The sequence below is a fragment of the Cronobacter universalis NCTC 9529 genome, from assembly GCF_001277175.1.
GTDB lineage: Bacteria > Pseudomonadota > Gammaproteobacteria > Enterobacterales > Enterobacteriaceae > Cronobacter > Cronobacter universalis.
Genome location: NZ_CP012257.1, coordinates 3,362,384 through 3,382,520 on the forward strand (window position 1 = coordinate 3,362,384; position 20,137 = coordinate 3,382,520).

Below are 20,137 nucleotides of genomic sequence, written 5' to 3' on the forward strand. Positions count from 1 at the left end.
CCAGGACGGGAAAGTAGTATACCCGAACAGGACGGGGGTCACAAACTTTCATTCTTCGCGTTCACCGGCTGGCCTCGCCAGACCCAAGCCGGTAGAAAATAGCCCTTTTCTCAGAAATGTTTTTGACGCAAATCAAGCGCTTGTTGGAAATAAGTGCCCACAACGCGCGCTTGACGCGGAAAACCGTTAACTATCAACTTCCTGGCGTTTAACGGTTTGCCATGCCGCTTCCATTTGATCGAGGCTCGCCTGCTCCATTTCCAGGCCCTGCGCGCGAATAATCCCCTCGACCTGGCGGAACCGACGCTCAAACTTGCGGTTGGCTTTTTGCAGCGCGGTCTCGGCTTTCGCTCCCAGATGGCGGGACAGATTGACGGTCGCGAACAGTAAATCGCCAATCTCTTCTTCCAGTTTCGCCTCGTCAATGACCGCCTGTTGCGCCTCGTGCATCACTTCGTCTATCTCTTCGTGCACTTTGTCGACCACCGGCCCAAGCGACGTCCAGTCAAAGCCGACCGCCGAACAGCGCTTCTGGATTTTCTGCGCGCGCATCAGCGCCGGCAGGCTTTCCGGAATATCGTCCAGCGCGGAGTGCTGCGCTTTTTCCGCGCGCTCGGCGCTTTTGGTTTTCTCCCAATTGGCCAGCACCTCGGCGCTGTCGCCGAAATCCGCGTCGCCAAAGATATGCGGGTGACGGCGCTCAAGCTTATCGCTGATGGCCGTGCAGATATCGTCGAAATTAAAACGCCCCTCTTCCTGCGCCATCTGGGCGTAAAACACCACCTGAAACAGCAGGTCGCCCAGCTCGCCGCGCAGATCGTCGAAATCCTCACGCGCAATCGCGTCGAGCACTTCATACGTTTCTTCAAGCGTATACGGGGCGATGGTCGCGAAGGTTTGTTCTTTATCCCACGGGCAGCCGGTTTGCGGGTCGCGAAGACGCTTCATAATGCCGAGCAGGCGGTCGATTTGAGTCATGGAAAGTCCTTATAAAAACAGACGTGGCGAGAACCGCCACGCGCCTCACGCTGGAGGAGAAAATAAAGGCGGCGCGGCGTTACCGCACGGCGCCGCCGCGCGCGTCAGCCGCCGTGCAGGCGGCGCGCATCGATGACATCAGGCACCTGATTGAGTTTGCCGAGCACGCGGCCAAGCACCTGAAGGTTATAGATTTCGATTTCCATATCGATGGTCGCCAGTTGCTGACGGGTATCGCTGCGGCTGGTCACGCTGAGCACGTTGACCTTTTCGTTAGCGAGGATCGTGGTGATATCGCGCAGCAGACCGCTGCGGTCATTCGCGGTCACGCGCACGATCAGTGAATAGCCCGCCGAGTAGCTTTCGCCCCACACCGCATCGACGATGCGTTCCGGCGCGTGCGACTGCAGCTCCGCCAGCTGATCGCAGTCGGCGCGATGGATAGAGATGCCGCGTCCCTGGGTGATAAAGCCGACAATGTCGTCGCCAGGGATTGGCTGGCAGCAGCGGGCGATATGGTGCATCAGATTGCCGACGCCTTCGACCACCACGCGGCCATTATCACGGGTGCTGCGCCCCTGCGGCGTATAGGTTTTTTGCTGCAGCTGGCGCAGCGCCGCGGCGTCCTGCTCTTCAGCGCTGGGCTTGTTGAACTGCGCCTGGAGGAAATTCACCATCTGATTAAGGCGAATATCGCCGCCGCCAATCGCCGCCAGCAGCTCGTCGACTTCATTAAAGTTGTAGCGCGGCAGCAGGTGTTTCTCGGCCTCTTTCAGGCTGATGCCGAGATGCGCCAGCTCGTCGTCCAGGATCTGGCGACCGGCGATAATGTTTTTATCGCGATCCTGTTTGCGGAACCAGGCGTGAATTTTGGCTCGCGCGCGGCTGGTGGCCACGTAGCCGAGGTTCGGATTCAGCCAGTCGCGGCTCGGATTCGGCTGCTTCTGGGTGATAATTTCAATCTGATCGCCCATTTGCAGTTGATAAGTAAACGGCACGATCCTGCCGCCGATCTTCGCGCCGATGCAGCGATGGCCGACATCGCTGTGGATGTGGTAGGCGAAATCGAGCGGCGTGGAGCCTGCGGGCAGATCGACGACATCGCCTTTCGGGGTGAACACGTAGACGCGGTCGTCAAAGACCTGACTGCGCAGTTCGTCGAGCATCTCGCCGGAATCCGCCATCTCTTCCTGCCAGGCGATGAGTTTACGTAGCCAGGCGATACGGTCTTCATGACCGTTGCGCACGCCGCTTGCCGCGCCCTCTTTGTACTTCCAGTGCGCCGCTACGCCAAGCTCAGACTCTTCATGCATCTGTTTAGTGCGGATCTGGATTTCAACGGTTTTGCCGCCGGGGCCCAGCACCACGGTATGAATAGACTGGTAGCCGTTGGGTTTCGGGTTGGCGACATAATCATCAAACTCATCCGGCAGATGGCGATAGTGCGTATGCACGATCCCAAGCGCGGCGTAGCAGTCCTGGAGGCGCTCCGCGACAATGCGCACGGCCCGCACGTCGAACAGCTCGTCAAACGCCAGATGCTTTTTCTGCATCTTGCGCCAGATGCTGTAGATATGTTTCGGACGGCCGTAAACCTCCGCCTTAACGCCCTCTTCTTTCATGGCGGTGCGCAGATGCGTTACAAACTCGTCGATATAGTGCTCGCGATCGATGCGCCGCTCATGCAGCAGCTTCGCGATGCGTTTGTATTCGTCCGGATGCAGATAGCGGAAGCAGAAATCTTCCAGCTCCCATTTGAGCTGGCCGATGCCAAGACGGTTCGCCAGCGGCGCGTAGATGTTGGTGCACTCTTTCGCCGCCAGTACGCGTTCATCTTCCGGCGCGTCTTTCACTTCGCGCAGGTGCGCGATGCGCTCCGCGAGTTTAATCACCACGCAGCGGAAGTCATCGACCATCGCCAGCAGCATGCGGCGCACGTTATCGACCTGTTCGGAGGAGACGGAATCGTGATGCGTGGCTTTGAGCTGGCGGATAGCGGCCATATCGCGCACGCCGTGAATTAACCCGACGACGGATTTGCCGGCGCTCTCTTTTAACACCTCTTCGCTCACGACGCCGCTGTCCACCAGCGGGAAGAGCAGCGCGGCGCGCAGCGTATCGATATCCATACTCAGCATGGTGAGGATTTCGACCATCTCCACGCCGCGCCAGAGCAGAAGCTCAGCCTGCGGATGGCCCTGCGTCTGCTGTTCGCAATAGCGCCAGGTTTCGGTTAAGCGTTCACACGACGGCTGACTGGCGATACCAAGGCTCGCCACCCATTTTTCATGGTCAAATTCGCCAGCTTTATTAAGATGTGCACTTCTTACCGCAACCATCGTCCTCTCCTTTCGGGACAGCCTGCCCGCACCGCGCGGCGGCCTGACTACTTAATCTCTTTCAAACAGCGCCATCGACTCCAGATGGCCGGTATGCGGGAACATATCCAGCATCGCCAGCCGCCCGGTGCGATAGCCCGCCGCGAGCAGCGCCTCACTGTCACGCATCAGCGTGGAAGGGTTACAGGAGACATAGACCACCCGACGCGGTTTTAATTTCACAATATGTTGCATCACGCCCGCCGCGCCCGCACGCGCCGGATCGAGCAGCACTTTATCAAACCCCTGCTGCGCCCACGGCTGCCGGGTAACGTCTTCTTCCAGGTTATGCAGAAAGAAGGTGACATTTTTCAAGGCGTTAAGACTGGCATTATAGCCGCCTTTCTCAACCAGCGCCGCAACCCCTTCGACGCCCACCACGCTTTCCGCGCGCCGGGCCAGCGGCAACGTAAAGTTGCCCATGCCGCAGAACAGATCCAGCACGCGCTCGCCAGGCTGAATATCCAGCCATTCCAGCGCGCGGGCCACCATCTGCTGGTTTACGGCATCGTTGACCTGAATAAAATCGCGCGGGCTGAAGGTGAGCCTTAAGCCGTCGGATTCATACCAGGGCATCTCGCCGTTAAGGTCCTCAAGGGTATCGCTCTGCGGCGCAAGGTACAGCGCCACGCCTTCGGAATGCGAAAAGCGTTCCAGTTTTTCGCGATCGGCGGGACTGAGCGGCTTGAGATGGCGCAACACCATCAGCGGACCGCTGGTGACGTCCACCAGTTCAACATGACCAAGATGACGAACGCCATCAAGGCTGTTTAAGCAGTCGCGAAGTGTGGGCAGCAACGCTTCAAGACGGGGCACAAGCACAGGGCAGCGATGCACATCCACCAGATCGTTCGACCCCGCCTTGCGAAACCCCATCTGTAAGCCTGGTTTGCGCGGCGGGAAATTCAGGCTCAGGCGCGCCCGGCGGCGATAGCCCCACGCCGGCCCGCTGATGACGTCATCCACCTCGCGCTTCATCATCCGCCCCAGCGCCTGCGCTTTGCTGCGCTGTTGTAGCTCCACGCTGGCATGCTGTTGCTGGCAGCCGCCGCATACGCCAAAATGCGGGCACAGCGGCGTTACGCGCTCCGGGCTTTCCGAAAGACGCTTTTTGACGTCGCCTCGCGCGAACTGTTTTTTCTCTTCGCTGAGCACGACTTCCGCGCGCTCGCCTGGCAGTAAACCGGGGATGAACAGCGCCTTGCCGTGGTGGCGCGCCACGCCCTGCCCGAAGGCATCAAGGCCGTCGGCCGTCACGGTTATGATTTCACGCGTCGTCACGCGTCGCTTTGCAGAGTAGAATTGCGCCATCGCCAGGAAATTTCTCACATAAACTGAATGTCGCTGATTGTCCCATAACGGAACCCCATGACCAACTACAGCCTGCGCGCGCGGATGATGATTCTTATCCTGGCGCCCACATTTATCATCGGCCTGCTGCTCAGCGTTTTCTTCGTTGTGCACCGCTATCACGATTTGCAGCGCCAGCTGGAGGACGCCGGCGCCAGTATTATCGAGCCGCTGGCGGTCGCCAGCGAATATGGCATGAGCCTGCAAAATAAGGAGTCGGTGCGCCAGTTGGTCAGCGTACTGCATCGTCGGCATTCGGAAATTGTACGCGCCATTTCCGTTTACGATCGCGACAATAAACTGTTTGTCACCTCTAATTATCAGCTTGACCCGTCCGAACTGCAGCTCCCGGACGGCGCGGCCATGCCGACCAGCCTTAGCGTGACGCGCCGCGACGATATGCTGATTTTGCGCACGCCCGTGGTGTCCGAGCGCTACTCTCCTGATGAGTCTGAAGTCTCTGACGCTAAGCTCAGCGCCAATCCGCTGGGCTACGTGGCGCTGGAGCTCGATCTGAAATCGGTACGGCTTCAGCAATATCAGGAGATCGCGATTTCGCTGCTGATGATGCTGATTTGTATGGCCTGCGCGGTGCTGTTCGCCTGGCGCCTGATGCGTGACGTCACCGCCCCTATCCGCAATATGGTCAACACCGTCGACCGCATCCGCCGCGGCCAGCTCGACAGCCGCGTGGAAGGCTTTATGCTGGGCGAGCTGGATATGCTGAAAAACGGCATCAACTCAATGGCGATGTCGCTTGCCGCCTACCATGAAGAGATGCAGCACAATATCGACCAGGCGACGTCCGATCTGCGTGAAACGCTCGAACAGATGGAGATCCAGAACGTCGAGCTGGATCTGGCGAAAAAACGCGCCCAGGAAGCGGCGCGCATTAAGTCTGAGTTCCTCGCTAATATGTCCCATGAGCTGCGCACGCCGCTGAACGGCGTGATTGGCTTTACCCGCCTGACGCTGAAAACCGATCTGACGCCGACCCAGCGCGATCACCTCAATACCATCGAGCGTTCGGCGAATAACCTGCTCAGCATCATTAACGACGTGCTGGATTTCTCGAAGCTTGAGGCCGGGAAACTGCTGCTGGAGAGCATTCCGTTCCCTCTGCGCAATACGCTGGATGAAGTGGTGACGCTGCTGGCGCATTCCGCGCACGATAAAGGGCTGGAGCTGACCATCAGCGTGCGGCACGACGTGCCGGATAATGTGATTGGCGACCCGCTGCGTCTTCAGCAGGTGATTACGAATCTGGTGGGCAACGCCATTAAATTCACCGACCACGGCAATATCGACATCGTGGTGGAGAAGCGCGCCATCAGTAACAACAAGGTACAGATTGAAGTGCAAATCCGCGATACCGGCATCGGCATCCCGGAGCGCGATCAGTCGCGCCTGTTCCAGGCGTTTCGCCAGGCCGACGCCAGCATTTCACGCCGTCACGGCGGCACCGGCCTTGGGCTGGTGATCACCCAGAAGCTGGTGAACGAAATGGGCGGCGATATTTCGTTCCACAGCCAGCCGCATCGCGGTTCGACATTCTGGTTCCATATCAGCCTCGACCTGAACCCGAACGCGCTGGCGGATCGTCACGCCACCGATATGCTGGCTGGGATGCGTCTGGCGTATGTCGAGAAAAACGACGCGGCGGCGAAAAGCACGCGGGATCTGCTCGCCAATACGCCGCTTACGGTTGTCTATAGCCCGGATCTGGCAACGCTACCGCAGGCGCATTACGACATTCTGCTGTACGCCGCGCCCGTCACAGACCGTGAGCCGCTGTCGATGCGCCACGATCAGCTGGCCCGCGCGGCGACGCTCACCGATTGCCTGATCCTCGCCCTGCCGTGCCACGCGCAGATCAACGCCGAGATGCTGAAAAAAGAAGGAGCCAGCGCCTGTCTCCTGAAACCGGTGACGGCCACGCGTTTAATGCCGCTGCTGCTGGAGCACTGCCGTCTTATTCATGCCCGCGAACTGCCTGACGGCGATCAGAGCAGAATGCCGATGACGGTGATGGCCGTGGATGACAACCCGGCCAACCTGAAGCTTATCGGCGCGCTGCTGGAGGATATGGTGCAGCATGTGGTGCTGTGCGAGAGCGGGCATCAGGCGGTGGAGCGCGCCATGCTTCAGCCGTTCGACATCATTCTGATGGATATCCAGATGCCGGACATGGATGGCATTCACGCCTGCGAACTTATCCGCAAACTGCCGCAGCAGCAGCACACGCCGATTATCGCCGTGACGGCGCATGCCATGTCGGGGCAGAAAGAGAAGCTGCTCAGCGCCGGCATGAACGATTATCTGGCGAAGCCTATTGAAGAAGAGAAACTGCGGGCGCTGCTGCTGCGCTACCAGCCCGGCTACGCCGTCCCGGTTGTCGCAAGCGTACCTGCGATAGCGCCACCCGACGTCAACCCGGACGCCACGCTCGACTGGAGCCTGGCGCTGCGCCAGGCCGCCAATAAGCCCGATCTGGCGCGCGATATGCTGCAAATGCTGCTGGCGTTTTTACCGGAAGTCCGCAACCGCGTGGAAGAACAACTGGTGGGTGAAAACCCGGAAGGGCTGACCGACATGATCCACAAACTACACGGCAGTTGCGGCTACAGCGGCGTGCCACGCCTGAAAAACCTCTGCCAGCTGATTGAACAGCAGTTGCGCAGCGGCGTTCCCGCCAGTGAACTGGAGCCGGAGCTGCTGGAATTACTGGATGAGATGGATAACGTGGCGCGCGAAGCGCATCGTATCTCCGGGATGTAAACCGCGTCGGCGCGCGTGACGCCGACGGTGCGGTTTACTTAAGCAGCGCGCTCCACTGCTCGACCCAGGGGCTGGAGAGCGTTTCCGGCTCCGGGTATTCCGCGGCGTCAATGTATAGCACCTCGCCGACGCGCTGTGCCGCATGTTCCTGCAATAGCGCGTCAAATTTCTTGCCGCCGCCGCAAAAGTGGCTGTAGCTGCTGTCCCCCAGCGCAATCAGGCCGTAACGTCGCGTCGGCTGATGACCGTGCTGGTCTTTGATAGCCTGATAGAGCGGCACGATGCTGTCAGGCAGCTCGCCCTGGCCGGTCGTGGAGGTGACGATAAGCGCGTACCCATCGCCATAACGCTCCCAGTCGGTCAGATCGGCATCTTCATACACCGTCGCGTCATGCCCCTGTTTTTTCAGGATCGCCTGCGCCTCTTCGGCCACCAGCAGTGAATTCCCGTACATGGTGCCGACAAAAATCCCTACGCTCGCCATCGCTTAATCTCCTTGTGGATTCAGACTGCCTTCATCCTGAGGGTTCGCTACGGGAAACTCAACCCCATCGGCAGCGGGGAGATGCGCCTGCCAGCCAAAATGGGCCAGCGCCTGACGCCAGACATCATCGAGACCCGCGCGAATGGCGAGCGGCGCGCCGGTAAAGGGGTGCGTCAGCGTCAGCTCGCTGGCGTGCAGCATCAAGCGGTTACAGCCAAAGTGCTCGGCCGCCGCGCGGTTCTGGCGCAGATCGCCATGCTTCGAGTCACCGATAATCGGATGGCGCAGGTGCGCCATGTGACGACGCAGCTGATGTTTGCGCCCGGTCTGCGGCAGCATCTCCACCAGGCTATAGCGCACCGACTCGTAACGCCCGACCGCCACCGGCTGGGTGGTCGTCGCAAGGCCCCGATAGTGCGTGACGGCAGGCTGCGGTTCTTTATCCTGGCGGGAAAATTTATCGGCGATTTTATCAAGCTCTTCCACCAGCGGATAATCCAGCACGGCGCTGTCGGTGAGCCAGCCGCGCACTATCGCATGGTAACGCTTCTGAATTTGATGCTGTTCGAACTGCTGCGCTAAAAGCCTTCCCGCCTCGCTGGAAAGGCCCATCAACAACACGCCGGACGTTGGCCTGTCGAGACGGTGAGCGGTAAAAACGTGCTGGCCTATCTGATCGCGAACCGTCTGCATGACGACGACTTTTTCGTCGCGATCGAGCCAGCTGCGGTGCACCAGCCAGCCGGACGGCTTATTGACCGCCACCAGCCACTCATCCTGATAAAGGATTTCGAGGCTCACGCGTCGTCACCGGCGAACAGCGCGTCCAGCTCAACCAGCGTCACCAGCACGGCGTCGCGCGCCGGATGACCGGCTTCAAGCGCAACCTCATAGTAAGGCGCTACGGCAAACGCCTGCGGCAGCGGCGCACCGGCGTCCAGTAGCGCGTGCAGACGCGGGATCAGCACCCATTGCAGCCATTCGTAAGGCTCAAGCGTGTCCATGCAAAAAGGCTGCGTGCTTTCAAACGCGGAGGAGTGCGGCGCGGCGCTTTGCCACTGCTGATGATGGCGCAACGCCTGCTCGACGCGTTGCAGCTGCTGACGAACCCGTTGATGGCGTTCCATAACAACCTCTGTGAATCAAAAAACCGGGCGCGCAGCATAGCATTTCCCGGCGACAGAAAAAAAAGCATAAAAAAAGGGAGCACTGTGATAACACAGTGCTCCCGGTTCGTTTCGCAGCAGTCCGGCTACTTTTCGGTGCTCCCTGCTCGTCCGTGACAACTTTTCCTGCGACCTTGCGGTCTTACGTCCGTTTACGCGTCCTGCCCACATCGTCCTGATGTCACTGGTGCATCATCCAGATGCGTGTCCCTGGTCTTCCTGACCCACCGGTAATCCTGACCGGCTCACATTCTCCTTCCTGGAGGTGTCCCTCAGCGCTCCTGCGCCGTCCTTTCGCTTCATCCTGAAGCCTTCCCTGAATCGCCCTCCGGCGTGTCCTTTTGAAGCGTCATCATCCTGATGTTCGCTTCTGCGCCACTCCGTGTCGGCAGGGATAGAATCTCGCATAACGCCTGCACTTACAAGGCAGCTTACAGGTTCAATTTAAGATAAGTTTCATTCGTAAGCGCAGCGCAATCACAAAGGCCTTTGAAATATAAGCGTATTCATTTCTGACTAAGGTAAGAAAACCCTTACTTTGACGGCGATCTCTCACAGGGTTTGTGAGAGATCTCTTACACGGGGGCAGGCAAAAAAGGATTACACAAGGGGATCAAGCTGGTTCAGAAACGCGCTGAGCGATGGCGCCAGCACGCGTCGCTGGCGGGTGCCGAGCGTCTCGCGCACGATTTCGCCGGTCAGATTACACAGCGAAACCACATCCAGCTCACTATCAAGCGTAGCAATAAAAATCGTCGGCGACAGCTTCAGGCGTTTTTGCGTCACCAGGTGGCCAATCAGGTTTTCCTGAACACGGCGGAAATCGTCCCGGCTCCAGGCCTGTAACAGCGTTAACGTCAGTTCATCATGCCGCGCGGCCATATCGCCGGCATACTGGCTCGCGTAAAACGCATGGGCGTCCGGCTGAATCACAATATCGAGCGCCTTCTCAACCGCGCCGAGAGACTCTTCGGGAGTAAACGGCTGAGGTTGCCACTCTACCGCGTCCGGGTGGGTGGAGACAATGCACGGGGAGGAAATACCGATATATTCTTCACTGACGGGCAGGCTGCCCCGCTGTTGCCGCCACGCTTCGCAGTAGCGCGCGCTGAATGCCGCCAGCGCCTGTTGGACTTCGTTTTGCACCAGATTCTCTCTTCAGGTCAGGTAAGATACACTGAACCCTGTATTGTACCTGTATTATCACGGTGACACATGACTTCTTATGAAAATCATCAGGCGCTTCACGGCCTGACGCTCGGCAAATCCACTGATTACCGCGACGTTTACGACGCCTCGCTGCTCCAGCCTGTCCCGCGCAGTTTAAACCGCGATCCGCTGGGCCTGCGCGTCGATGATCTGCCCTTTCACGGCGCGGATATCTGGACGATGTACGAGCTCTCCTGGCTTAACCGTAACGGCCTGCCGCAGGTGGCGATAGGCCAGGTGGAGATTAACGCGACCAGCGTCAACCTGGTGGAATCGAAAAGCTTTAAGCTCTATCTCAACAGCTTTAACCAGACGCGTTTTGACAGTCTGGACGCGGTACGCGAGACGCTGGAGCGCGATTTACTCGCCTGCGCGCAGGGCGACGTCTCCGTGACGCTACGTCGGCTTGAGGAGGTGGAAGGCGAGCCGGTCGCGCGTCTTGACGGCGACTGCATCGATAATCAGGATATCGTCATCACCGATTATGAATTCGACGCCGCGCTGCTTTCCGGCGCCGCGGGCGAAGAGCGCGTGGAAGAGACGCTGGTGAGCCATCTGCTGAAATCCAACTGCCTTATCACGCACCAGCCGGACTGGGGCTCTGTACAGATACGCTATCGCGGGCCGAAAATCTGTCGCGAAAAGCTGCTGCGCTATCTGGTCTCGTTCCGCCATCACAACGAATTTCACGAGCAGTGCGTCGAGCGCATCTTTAACGACATCACGCGTTTCTGCCAGCCGGAACAGCTCAGCGTGTATGCGCGCTACACCCGTCGCGGCGGGCTGGATATCAACCCGTGGCGCAGCAATGGCGACTTTACGCCAGCCACCGGGCGTCTTGCGCGTCAGTAATTGCTAAACATCCCGCAAATCCGTCACAAGGGCGGTGCGGGGTGGGTTGTTAAATGTCACATGGCGGGGCTATTGTAATCAGAGGGAGCGGCGTTTATCGCCCCGTAAGGAGCTTACTTGATTACACATATTAGCCCGCTGGGCTCGATGGATCTGCTGTCGCAGCTGGAAGTGGACATGCTTAAGCGCACCGCCAGCAGCGACCTGTATCAACTCTTTCGCAACTGTTCGCTTGCGGTTCTCAATTCCGGCAGTCAGACCGATAACAGCAAAACGCTGCTGTCGCGCTTTGAAAATTTCGATATTAACGTGCTGCGCCGCGAGCGCGGCGTAAAGCTTGAGCTGATTAATCCACCGGAAGAGGCGTTCGTCGACGGGCAGATCATTCGCTCGTTGCAGGCCAACCTCTTCGCGGTGCTGCGCGACATTCTGTTCGTCAACGGGCAAATCCATAACGCCGGACGTTTTCAGCACCTGAATCTGACTGACTCCATTCATATCACCAACCTGGTGTTTTCTATCCTGCGCAACGCGAAAGCGCTGCATGTGGGCGAGGCGCCGAATATGGTGGTCTGCTGGGGCGGCCACTCGATTAACGAAACCGAATATCTCTACGCCCGACGCGTCGGCACCCAGCTGGGGCTGCGCGAATTAAATATCTGCACCGGCTGCGGACCAGGCGCGATGGAAGCGCCGATGAAAGGCGCGGCGGTCGGCCACGCCCAGCAGCGCTATAAAGAGGGGCGTTTTATCGGTATGACGGAGCCGTCCATCATCGCCGCCGAGCCGCCAAACCCGCTGGTGAACGAGCTGGTCATCATGCCGGATATCGAAAAACGCCTCGAAGCGTTTGTGCGTATCGCCCACGGGATCATTATCTTCCCGGGCGGCGTCGGTACGGCGGAGGAGCTGCTGTATCTGCTCGGCATTCTGATGAACCCGCATAACGCGGAACAGGTGCTGCCGCTTATCCTGACGGGCCCGAAAGAGAGCGCTGATTACTTTCGCGTGCTGGACGACTTTATCGTTAATACGCTCGGCGAGAAGGCCCGCCGCCATTATCGCGTAATTATCGACGACCCGGCGGAAGTGGCGCGCGAGATGAAAAAAGCGATGCCGCTGGTGAAAGAGTGCCGCCGTGAAACGGGCGATGCGTACAGCTTTAACTGGGCGATTCGCATTTCGCCGGATCTCCAGGTGCCGTTCGAACCGACCCACGAAAATATGGCTAACCTGAAGCTCTACCCCGATCAGCCGACGGAAATTCTGGCGGCCGACCTGCGCCGCGCCTTCTCCGGCATCGTCGCGGGTAACGTCAAAGAGGTGGGCATCCGCGCGATTGAACAGTACGGACGCTATAAAATTCATGGCGATACGCAAATAATGAAGCGCATGGACGATCTCCTGCAAGGGTTCGTCGCCCAGCACCGTATGAAACTCCCTGGCTCCGCGTACATTCCCTGCTACGAAATCTGCACCTGAAATCAGGCGGCCGGCAGGCCGCCTTTTTTACACTCTTTGACTTAACCAAAACGTTTGCGCGTTAAAAAACACCGCGCATAATCCCGGAAATTTCTGTGAAAGAACCCGGGTGTGCTGTTTTCCGCGATTTTTACAGAAAAATAATAACCATTTTATTCCGCTCTATTTACCTCATCTGCCGTCAGTGTCAGGCTTTGCGCCCATTAATACCGGGGCGGCGTCCAAAGCCAGTGTTATGATCTAAAAAACGCCTAATAAAAAAGTGTATTATTGCAATTGGGATCGGGATCACTGATAGATTCAGTACGTGAATGTATCTTTCGCACCGCAAGAGATTTGGGGAAAAATTATAAAATAATCCCGCTCTACAGGATTTCGTTTTACCTTTCGTCGCAAATTTATTGAATGTCACTTTAAAGTTCGTTTTTGCTTCCTCCAGGAGATACACAGATGGAAACGACTCAAACCGGCACCATTGCTACCACCGCGAAAAGCGGCGCGTGGCGAAAAACCGATACTATGTGGATGCTTGGCCTGTACGGCACCGCGATTGGCGCAGGGGTACTTTTCCTGCCGATCAACGCCGGCGTCGGCGGCCTGATCCCGCTCATTATCATGGCCATCCTCGCTTTCCCGATGACCTTCTTCGCCCACCGCGCGCTGACCCGCTTCGTGCTCTCAGGTAAAAACCCGGGCGAAGACATCACCGAGGTCGTTGAAGAACATTTCGGCGTTGGCGCAGGTAAAGTCATCACCCTGCTCTACTTCTTCGCGATTTACCCTATCCTGCTGATGTACAGCGTGGCGATCACCAACACGGTCGACAGCTTTATCACGCACCAGCTGGGGCTGGCGTCCCCGCCGCGCGCGATCCTGTCGCTGATTCTTATCATCGGCATGATGACCATCGTGCGCTTCGGCGAGCAGATGATTGTTAAAGCAATGAGCGTGCTGGTTTTCCCGTTTGTCGCCGTACTGATGCTGATGGCCTGCTTCCTCATCCCGAACTGGAGCGGTGCCGCGCTGGAAACGCTGTCGTTCAGCCACGCCTCTACCGGTAATGGCCTGATGATGACCCTGTGGCTGGCGATCCCGGTGATGGTGTTCTCCTTCAACCATTCGCCGATCATCTCCGCCTTCGCCGTGGCGAAACGCGAAGAGTACGGCGCGGAAGCGGAGAAAAAATGCTCCCGCATTCTGGCGTACGCGCACATCATGATGGTCGTTACCGTGATGTTCTTCGTGTTCAGCTGCGTACTGAGCCTCTCCCCGGAAAACCTGGCGGAAGCGAAAGCGCAGAACATCACCATCCTGTCTTACCTGGCTAACCACTTCAACGTGCCGGTTATCGCCTGGGTAGGTCCGATTATCGCCATCATCGCCATCACCAAATCGTTCCTCGGCCACTACCTGGGCGCCCGTGAAGGCTTCAACGGCATGGTGATTAAATCGCTGCGCAGCCGTGGCAAAACCATCGAAGTGAACAAACTGAACCGCATTACCGCGCTGTTCATGCTGATCACCACCTGGATCGTAGCGACCCTGAACCCGAGCATCCTCGGCATGATCGAAACGCTGGGCGGCCCGATTATCGCGATGATCCTGTTCCTGATGCCGATGTACGCCATTGCGAGAGTCCCGGCGATGCGTAAATACAGCGGCCACATCAGCAACGTTTTTGTGACCATTATGGGTCTTATCGCTATCTCCGCGATTTTCTACTCACTCTTCAGCTAATCCTTTGTCCGCGCCGCCGCCCGGCGGCGCGAGCCCTTCCCCGTTATTTATTCGATGGTACACATCATGATCAGCGTTTTTGATATTTTCAAAATCGGTATTGGTCCATCCAGTTCCCATACCGTAGGGCCGATGAAAGCGGGCAAACAGTTTACCGACGACCTTATCGCGCAGAACCTGCTGCATAAGACGACGAAAGTCGTGGTGGACGTGTACGGCTCCCTGTCGCTGACCGGCAAAGGCCACCATACCGACATCGCCATTATTATGGGCCTCGCGGGCAACCTGCCTGACACCGTAGATATCGACGCCATTCCCGGTTTCATTCAGGACGTGAATACTCACAGCCGTCTGATGCTGGCGAACGGCGCGCACGAAGTGGCGTTCCCGGTGGATCAGTGCATGAATTTTCATGCCGATAACCTGGCGCTGCACGAGAACGGCATGCGTATTACCGCGCTTGCGGGCGACGATGTTGTCTACAGCCAGACGTATTACTCTATCGGCGGCGGTTTTATCGTCGATGAAGCGCACTTCGGCCAGACGCAAGCGTCCGCAGCTGAAGTGCCATACCCGTATAAAACCGCAGCGGACCTGCAGCGCCACTGCCGTGAAACCGGTCTGTCGCTCTCCGGCCTGATGATGAAAAACGAGCTGGCGCTGCGCAGCAAAGAAGAGCTCGAAGCGCACTTCTCGCAGGTGTGGGACGTCATGCGCGCGGGCATTGAGCGCGGCATCACCACCGAAGGCGTTCTGCCCGGCAAGCTGCGGGTTCCGCGTCGCGCCGCCGCGCTGCGTCGAATGCTTGTCAGCCACGACAAGAACGACGCCGACCCGATGAACGTCGTGGACTGGATCAACATGTTCGCGCTGGCGGTTAACGAAGAGAACGCCGCAGGCGGCCGCGTCGTCACCGCGCCGACCAACGGTGCCTGCGGTATCGTTCCGGCGGTACTGGCTTACTACGACAAGTTTATCCGCGAAGTAAACGCTAACTCACTGGCGCGCTACCTGCTGGTGGCGAGCGCAGTAGGCTCGCTCTATAAGATGAACGCCTCTATCTCCGGCGCCGAAGTCGGCTGTCAGGGCGAGGTGGGCGTCGCCTGTTCCATGGCGGCGGCAGGCCTGACGGAACTGCTCGGCGGCAGCCCGGCGCAGGTCTGCATCGCGGCGGAAATCGCGATGGAGCACAACCTGGGGTTGACCTGCGATCCGGTGGCAGGCCAGGTACAGGTGCCGTGCATCGAGCGTAACGCCATCGCCTCAGTGAAGGCCGTTAACGCGGCGCGCATGGCGCTGCGTCGCACCAGCGAGCCGCGCGTCTGCCTTGATAAAGTCATCGAAACCATGTTTGAAACCGGCAAAGACATGAACGCCCGCTACCGTGAAACGTCACGCGGCGGGCTGGCGGTCAAAGTCGTCGCCTGCGATTAATCCCACCTCTCACCGCCCTGTCCGCAGGGCGGTTTTTTGCGCGTTATCTTCCTGAATCCGCACCGCTTTATGGTGGGCGCTCGTCGAAAATGTTACGGTAACGGCCTGTTATTTTCGTAAGGGATGCCGCCATGCCCGTTCATTTGCTGATTGTCGATGCGCTTAACCTGATCCGCCGGATACATGCGGTGCAGGGCACGCCATGCGTGGATACCTGCCTGCACGCGCTGGAGCAACTGATTGGCAACAGCCAGCCGACGCACGCCGTCGCGGTGTTTGACGATGAAGCCCGCGCGCAGGGCTGGCGTCATCAGCTTCTTCCCGATTACAAAGCCGGACGCCCCCCGATGCCGGACGATCTGCACCTGGAGATGCCTGCGCTTCGCGAGGCGTTTACCCGCCGCGGCGTTCCCTGCTGGCATGTCGAAGGCAACGAGGCCGACGATCTCGCCGCCACGCTCGCGGTGAAAGTCGCGGCCGCGGGTCATGAAGCGACGATTGTGTCGACAGATAAAGGCTACTGTCAGCTCTTACGTCCGGAAATCCGCATCCGCGACTATTTCCAGAAACGCTGGCTGGACGCGCCGTTTATTGAGAGTGAATTTGGCGTGGCGCCAGGCCGGCTGGCGGATTTCTGGGGGCTTGCGGGCATTAGCAGTTCGAAGATACCGGGCGTTGCAGGTATTGGCCCGAAAAGCGCCACGCAGTTGATTAACGATTTCGGCACGCTGGAGGCGCTCTATGAGCGGCTCGACGACGTGCCGGAGAAGTGGCGTAAAAAGCTCGAAGCGCACCGCGAGAGCGCCTTTATTTGCCGTGAGGTGGCGACGCTGAAAACGGATTTACAGCTCGACGGGAATTTGCAGCAACTGCGGCTGAAGGGCTGATTTCAGGGCGCTATGCGCCCCATACAAAAGGCGGGTGCGCTCACGCTTACCCGCCCTACATTAATTATTCAACCGTATATCCCGTAAGGCGGGTAAGCGCAGCGCACCCGCCATACCATAATTATTCAACCGCATATCCGTAGGGCGGGTAAGCGTGAGCGCACCCGCCGTTTATTTATGCGCCACTAAGACGCTTATCGCTCATCGCGACGCCCGCCGACGGCGGCCCACCAGCGGCGAACGTGAACGGTTACTTCCTCACGGTCGTGATAAAGCTGACGCGCCTGGATCTGCGCGTTAATACCGTGTTCGTCCAGTTGCGCCTGAATCGAAGCGATATTCTGCGACACCTCTTCATAGCGCTTTTTCATCGGCAGCTTGAGATTGAAAATGGTTTCGCGGCACCAGCCGTTGACCAGCCACTGCGCCATCAGCGCCGCGACTTTGGCCGGTTTTTCCACCATGTCGCATACCATCCAGGTGATATTGGTGCGGGTCGGGCGATATTTAAACCCATCCTCACGCAGCCACGTCACCTGCCCGGTATCCATCAGGCTCTGGGCCATCGGGCCATTATCCACGGACGAGACCCACATGTTGCGTTTCACTAGCTGATACGTCCAGCCGCCAGGGCAGGCGCCCAGATCCACCGCGTACATGCCGTTTGCCAGACGCTCATCCCACTCATCCGCCGGGATAAACACATGGAACGCCTCTTCCAGCTTCAGCGTCGAACGGCTTGGCGCGTCCGCCGGGAATTTGAGGCGCGGGATGCCCATATAAAACGGCGAGTTGTTATTGGTATAGGAATAGCCGGTGTAGCAGCAGCCTGGCGCGATGAAAAAGACGTGCACTACCGGACGTTTCGGCGTTTCGAAATTCGCCAGAATCTTCGCGTCGCGAAGCGCGGCGCGCAGCGGCACGGTGAATTTGCGGCAGAACTTCATCAGCTCTTTGCTTTCGTTGGTGTCCGCCACCTCGACGCGCAGCTCGCCGCCCTTCTCTACCACGCCCTGCAACATCCCGACGACCGGCGTCACGCGATCTTCCGGCGGCAGATCCTGCAACAGCTCGCCTGCCACAAACATCTGGCGGGCGAAAATCAGGGAGCTGAACGGCAGCTCACGGGCAAGCTTATCGGCCTCTTCCGGCTGATAACATTCGAAAATCACATATCCGCTGTTTTCTTTGACGCGGGCGAAACCAAAAACGCCCTGCTGCGCGGCTTTGTCGGTTATCTCTGCCGCGCACTCTTTCTCAAAACCCTGACGGCAGTACAAAATGACCTTATTCATGAACCGAACCTTTACGCTTCAGACGCACCGCGCCAATTAACATTAATATCCAACCGGCCAGAAAACTTACGCCGCCAACCGGCGTAACGAAGGCCCATAAATGCAGATGAGAAAGCGCCAGACAATAGAGGCTGCCGCTGAAAAGCACCGTCCCGAGCGCCAGAAAAACGCTGCTCCAGTAAAACCAGATGCTGATGCGACGCTGCATCGCCACCGCCAGCCCTAAAATCGCCAGCGTATGAAACGCCTGATATTCAAGGCCGGTCTGGATCCAGCCCATCTCCGCAACGCCAAGCGTTTTACGTAAGACGTGCGCGCCGAAAGCGCCCAGCGCCACAAAAACAAAGCCACTGATTGAGGCAAAAATCAGCATAAAACGGCTGGTCATGATGTAACCCTACAGTAAGGCGCGATAACGTCGCGCGAATCATCGTTATTGTTCATAGCGAAAACGGAATTTTTCTTGCTCGCTCGCCGCTTTCGCCAGTATCCATTGTCGAAAGGCCGCTATTTTACCCAGTTCTGCCTGGCTGTCATGACAAACCAGGTAAAAAGCGTTTTTACTCACCAGCACATCGTTGAACGGGCAGACCAGGCGGCCCGCTTCGATCTCCGACTGCGCCATGACATTATTGGCCAGCGCCACGCCCTGACCGTGGATAGCGGCCTGCAGCACCATGGCGCTGTGGCTGAAAATCGGTCCTTGCTGGACATTAATATGGTTGAGACCGAGCTGGCGCGTATAAGTTTGCCAGTCGCGGCGCGAGGCGTCATGCAGAAGCGTATGGCGGGCTAAATCCTCCGGCGCCTTTAACGGCTTTTCGCCAGTGAGCAGCAGCGGCGAACAGACCGGCAGCAGATACTCCGCATAAAGCTTTTCCACCCGCAGCCCCGGCCAGTTGCCGCGGCCGTAAAAAATCGCCACGTCCACGTCGTCGGCAAGCTTATCTTCCTGCCGGTCCACCGCCTGGATACGCACGTCGATGCCCGGCCAGCTGCTGTTAAAACTGGAGAGTCGGGGGACCAGCCAGTGAATAGCGAAACTCGGCAGCAGGCTAACCGTCAACGCGCCTTTCGCGCTGCGCGCCTGGAGTTTGCGCGTCGCTTCCGTCAGCTGTGAGAAAATCTCTTTAATATCCTGGAAATAGCTCTGTCCCTCTTCCGTTAACAGAAGAGAACGGTTGCGTCGGCGGAATAACTTCAGCCCGAGGAAATCTTCTAACGATTTTATCTGGTGGCTGACGGCAGCCTGGGTGACAAAGAGCTCTTCGGCAGCTTTTGTGAAGCTTAAATGGCGCGCGGCGGCATCAAAAACACGTAATGCGTTTAACGGCGGTAATCGCTTGGACATGATGTTTGGCTTATGTGTAAATGCGTATTAACAAACGAGAAACAAGTCGTCACCCATTAGTTTTTTTTATCTGAGCCATTATAATTTGTCCGTTGAGGTTACACCAGCAAATACCTATAGTGGCGGCACTTCCTGAGCCGGAACGAAAAGTCTTTAGGAATGAGAGTTCTGGAGGGCTTTTGGCTTACGGTTGTGATGTTGTGTTGTTGTGTTTGCATTTGGTCTGCGATTCAGACCATCGTAGCTAAGCTACTCTTTCACTTCCTGTACATTTACCCTGTCTGTCCATAGTGATTAATGTAGCACCGCACTTTGCGGTGCTTTTTTTTGCCTGCGCGAGTCGATTATTTCTCCAGCGCAACCATCTCTTTCACGTCGGTACGGTTGATCTGCTGCTGATTACCGTTGGCGTCTTTATATTTAATCATACCGGTATCGTCATCGGTTTTCGGTTTCCCGTCGGTCACGATAGAACGGCCGTCATTGGTATGCATTACATAGTTAGGACCGGAACAAGCGCTCAGAGCAAAAGTCATCATGCATGCTGATACTACAGCGGCAAGTTTATTCATGGTTCTTCTCCTTTAGAGTTTAATGCTATGTAAACTTCGTCTGCTAACAGGCTGAAATATTCACCTAACACTATTCAGCATAACCTGCTTTCTGCCGTTTGCCAGAATAAACAGACTTATCCGATGGTTATCAATAACCTTGTTTAAGGACACCAAATGGGCCACGATCGAAGGACTGGAAAGA

The 20,137-nt window shown here is 57.6% G+C and carries 17 protein-coding genes; 6 read left to right on the forward strand and 11 right to left on the reverse strand.

What is annotated here, in order from left to right:
- Positions 1 to 186 precede the first annotated feature (186 nt).
- The 3 genes from mazG to rlmD form a co-directional block, all read right to left on the reverse strand.
- Complete coding sequence (mazG, locus tag AFK65_RS15495; RefSeq protein WP_007701331.1) at positions 187 to 978, reverse strand: nucleoside triphosphate pyrophosphohydrolase; 792 nt, start codon at positions 976 to 978, stop codon at positions 187 to 189.
- Positions 979 to 1,082: 104 nt separating this feature from the next.
- The gene (gene relA, locus AFK65_RS15500; RefSeq protein ID WP_038856419.1) at positions 1,083 to 3,317 is read right to left on the reverse strand and encodes a GTP diphosphokinase; all 2,235 of its coding nucleotides are present in this window, start codon (positions 3,315 to 3,317) and stop codon (positions 1,083 to 1,085) included.
- 51 nt (positions 3,318 to 3,368) lie between these two features.
- A complete protein-coding gene (gene rlmD, locus AFK65_RS15505) occupies positions 3,369 to 4,667 on the reverse strand; it encodes a 23S rRNA (uracil(1939)-C(5))-methyltransferase RlmD (protein ID WP_038856418.1) in 1,299 nt (432 codons plus the stop codon).
- Between the two features lie 57 nt (positions 4,668 to 4,724).
- On the opposite strand from rlmD, the gene barA reads away from it, so the two are divergent.
- Entirely contained in the window at positions 4,725 to 7,484 is a 2,760-nt protein-coding gene (gene barA, locus AFK65_RS15510; protein ID WP_038856417.1) for a two-component sensor histidine kinase BarA, read from the forward strand.
- A gap of 34 nt (positions 7,485 to 7,518) precedes the next feature.
- Here barA and AFK65_RS15515 read toward each other — a convergent pair whose 3' ends face one another.
- The 4 genes from AFK65_RS15515 to syd all read right to left on the reverse strand — a co-directional run bounded on the left by AFK65_RS15515 (position 7,519) and on the right by syd (position 10,280).
- Positions 7,519 to 7,968 (reverse strand): flavodoxin, encoded by a 450-nt coding sequence (locus AFK65_RS15515; protein ID WP_007701374.1) that lies wholly within the window; start codon positions 7,966 to 7,968, stop codon positions 7,519 to 7,521.
- 3 nt (positions 7,969 to 7,971) lie between these two features.
- On the reverse strand, positions 7,972 to 8,769 hold the full coding sequence (truC, locus tag AFK65_RS15520; RefSeq protein ID WP_007701378.1) for a tRNA pseudouridine(65) synthase TruC: 798 nt from the start codon (positions 8,767 to 8,769) through the stop codon (positions 7,972 to 7,974).
- Entirely contained in the window at positions 8,766 to 9,095 is a 330-nt protein-coding gene (locus AFK65_RS15525; protein WP_007701381.1) for a YqcC family protein, read from the reverse strand. The genes truC and AFK65_RS15525 overlap by 4 nt, the downstream gene beginning before the upstream one ends.
- A gap of 639 nt (positions 9,096 to 9,734) precedes the next feature.
- A complete protein-coding gene (gene syd, locus AFK65_RS15530; protein WP_038856414.1) occupies positions 9,735 to 10,280 on the reverse strand; it encodes a SecY-interacting protein in 546 nt (181 codons plus the stop codon).
- A 69-nt stretch (positions 10,281 to 10,349) separates the two neighbouring features.
- On the opposite strand from syd, the gene queF reads away from it, so the two are divergent.
- From queF to xni, 5 genes are all read left to right on the forward strand, one after another.
- Complete coding sequence (gene queF, locus AFK65_RS15535; RefSeq protein ID WP_038856412.1) at positions 10,350 to 11,195, forward strand: NADPH-dependent 7-cyano-7-deazaguanine reductase QueF; 846 nt, start codon at positions 10,350 to 10,352, stop codon at positions 11,193 to 11,195.
- 117 nt (positions 11,196 to 11,312) lie between these two features.
- The gene (gene ppnN, locus AFK65_RS15540; protein WP_038856410.1) at positions 11,313 to 12,677 is read left to right on the forward strand and encodes a nucleotide 5'-monophosphate nucleosidase PpnN; all 1,365 of its coding nucleotides are present in this window, start codon (positions 11,313 to 11,315) and stop codon (positions 12,675 to 12,677) included.
- Between the two features lie 450 nt (positions 12,678 to 13,127).
- Entirely contained in the window at positions 13,128 to 14,414 is a 1,287-nt protein-coding gene (locus AFK65_RS15545) for an HAAAP family serine/threonine permease (protein ID WP_007701389.1), read from the forward strand.
- A gap of 66 nt (positions 14,415 to 14,480) precedes the next feature.
- On the forward strand, positions 14,481 to 15,848 hold the full coding sequence (locus tag AFK65_RS15550; RefSeq protein WP_007701390.1) for an L-serine ammonia-lyase: 1,368 nt from the start codon (positions 14,481 to 14,483) through the stop codon (positions 15,846 to 15,848).
- 131 nt (positions 15,849 to 15,979) lie between these two features.
- A complete protein-coding gene (gene xni / locus AFK65_RS15555) occupies positions 15,980 to 16,735 on the forward strand; it encodes a flap endonuclease Xni (protein ID WP_007701391.1) in 756 nt (251 codons plus the stop codon).
- A 194-nt stretch (positions 16,736 to 16,929) separates the two neighbouring features.
- Here the strand turns inward: xni and rlmM are convergent, their stop codons facing one another.
- From rlmM to AFK65_RS15575, 4 genes are all read right to left on the reverse strand, one after another.
- Positions 16,930 to 18,030 carry a 23S rRNA (cytidine(2498)-2'-O)-methyltransferase RlmM gene (gene rlmM, locus AFK65_RS15560; protein WP_038856407.1) on the reverse strand — a complete coding sequence of 367 codons (1,101 nt, stop codon included), beginning with the start codon at positions 18,028 to 18,030 and terminating at the stop codon, positions 16,930 to 16,932.
- Complete coding sequence (locus AFK65_RS15565; protein ID WP_007701398.1) at positions 18,023 to 18,418, reverse strand: DUF423 domain-containing protein; 396 nt, start codon at positions 18,416 to 18,418, stop codon at positions 18,023 to 18,025. Before AFK65_RS15565 ends, rlmM begins: the two co-directional genes overlap by 8 nt.
- 45 nt (positions 18,419 to 18,463) lie before the next feature.
- A complete protein-coding gene (gene gcvA, locus AFK65_RS15570) occupies positions 18,464 to 19,381 on the reverse strand; it encodes a glycine cleavage system transcriptional regulator GcvA (protein ID WP_007701402.1) in 918 nt (305 codons plus the stop codon).
- A 344-nt stretch (positions 19,382 to 19,725) separates the two neighbouring features.
- Positions 19,726 to 19,953 carry a YgdI/YgdR family lipoprotein gene (locus tag AFK65_RS15575; RefSeq protein ID WP_004385389.1) on the reverse strand — a complete coding sequence of 76 codons (228 nt, stop codon included), beginning with the start codon at positions 19,951 to 19,953 and terminating at the stop codon, positions 19,726 to 19,728.
- Between the last annotated feature and the right edge of the window lie 184 nt (positions 19,954 to 20,137).

Coding starts and splice junctions, on each gene's coding strand:
- mazG (WP_007701331.1), bottom strand. CDS start 978: ATGACTCAAATCGACCGCCTGCTCGGCATTATGAAGCGTCTTCGCGAC.
- relA (WP_038856419.1), bottom strand. CDS start 3,317: ATGGTTGCGGTAAGAAGTGCACATCTTAATAAAGCTGGCGAATTTGAC.
- rlmD (WP_038856418.1), bottom strand. CDS start 4,667: ATGGCGCAATTCTACTCTGCAAAGCGACGCGTGACGACGCGTGAAATC.
- barA (WP_038856417.1), top strand. CDS start 4,725: ATGACCAACTACAGCCTGCGCGCGCGGATGATGATTCTTATCCTGGCG.
- AFK65_RS15515 (WP_007701374.1), bottom strand. CDS start 7,968: ATGGCGAGCGTAGGGATTTTTGTCGGCACCATGTACGGGAATTCACTG.
- AFK65_RS15525 (WP_007701381.1), bottom strand. CDS start 9,095: ATGGAACGCCATCAACGGGTTCGTCAGCAGCTGCAACGCGTCGAGCAG.
- queF (WP_038856412.1), top strand. CDS start 10,350: ATGACTTCTTATGAAAATCATCAGGCGCTTCACGGCCTGACGCTCGGC.
- AFK65_RS15545 (WP_007701389.1), top strand. CDS start 13,128: ATGGAAACGACTCAAACCGGCACCATTGCTACCACCGCGAAAAGCGGC.
- AFK65_RS15550 (WP_007701390.1), top strand. CDS start 14,481: ATGATCAGCGTTTTTGATATTTTCAAAATCGGTATTGGTCCATCCAGT.
- xni (WP_007701391.1), top strand. CDS start 15,980: ATGCCCGTTCATTTGCTGATTGTCGATGCGCTTAACCTGATCCGCCGG.
- rlmM (WP_038856407.1), bottom strand. CDS start 18,030: ATGAATAAGGTCATTTTGTACTGCCGTCAGGGTTTTGAGAAAGAGTGC.
- AFK65_RS15565 (WP_007701398.1), bottom strand. CDS start 18,418: ATGACCAGCCGTTTTATGCTGATTTTTGCCTCAATCAGTGGCTTTGTT.
- gcvA (WP_007701402.1), bottom strand. CDS start 19,381: ATGTCCAAGCGATTACCGCCGTTAAACGCATTACGTGTTTTTGATGCC.
- AFK65_RS15575 (WP_004385389.1), bottom strand. CDS start 19,953: ATGAATAAACTTGCCGCTGTAGTATCAGCATGCATGATGACTTTTGCT.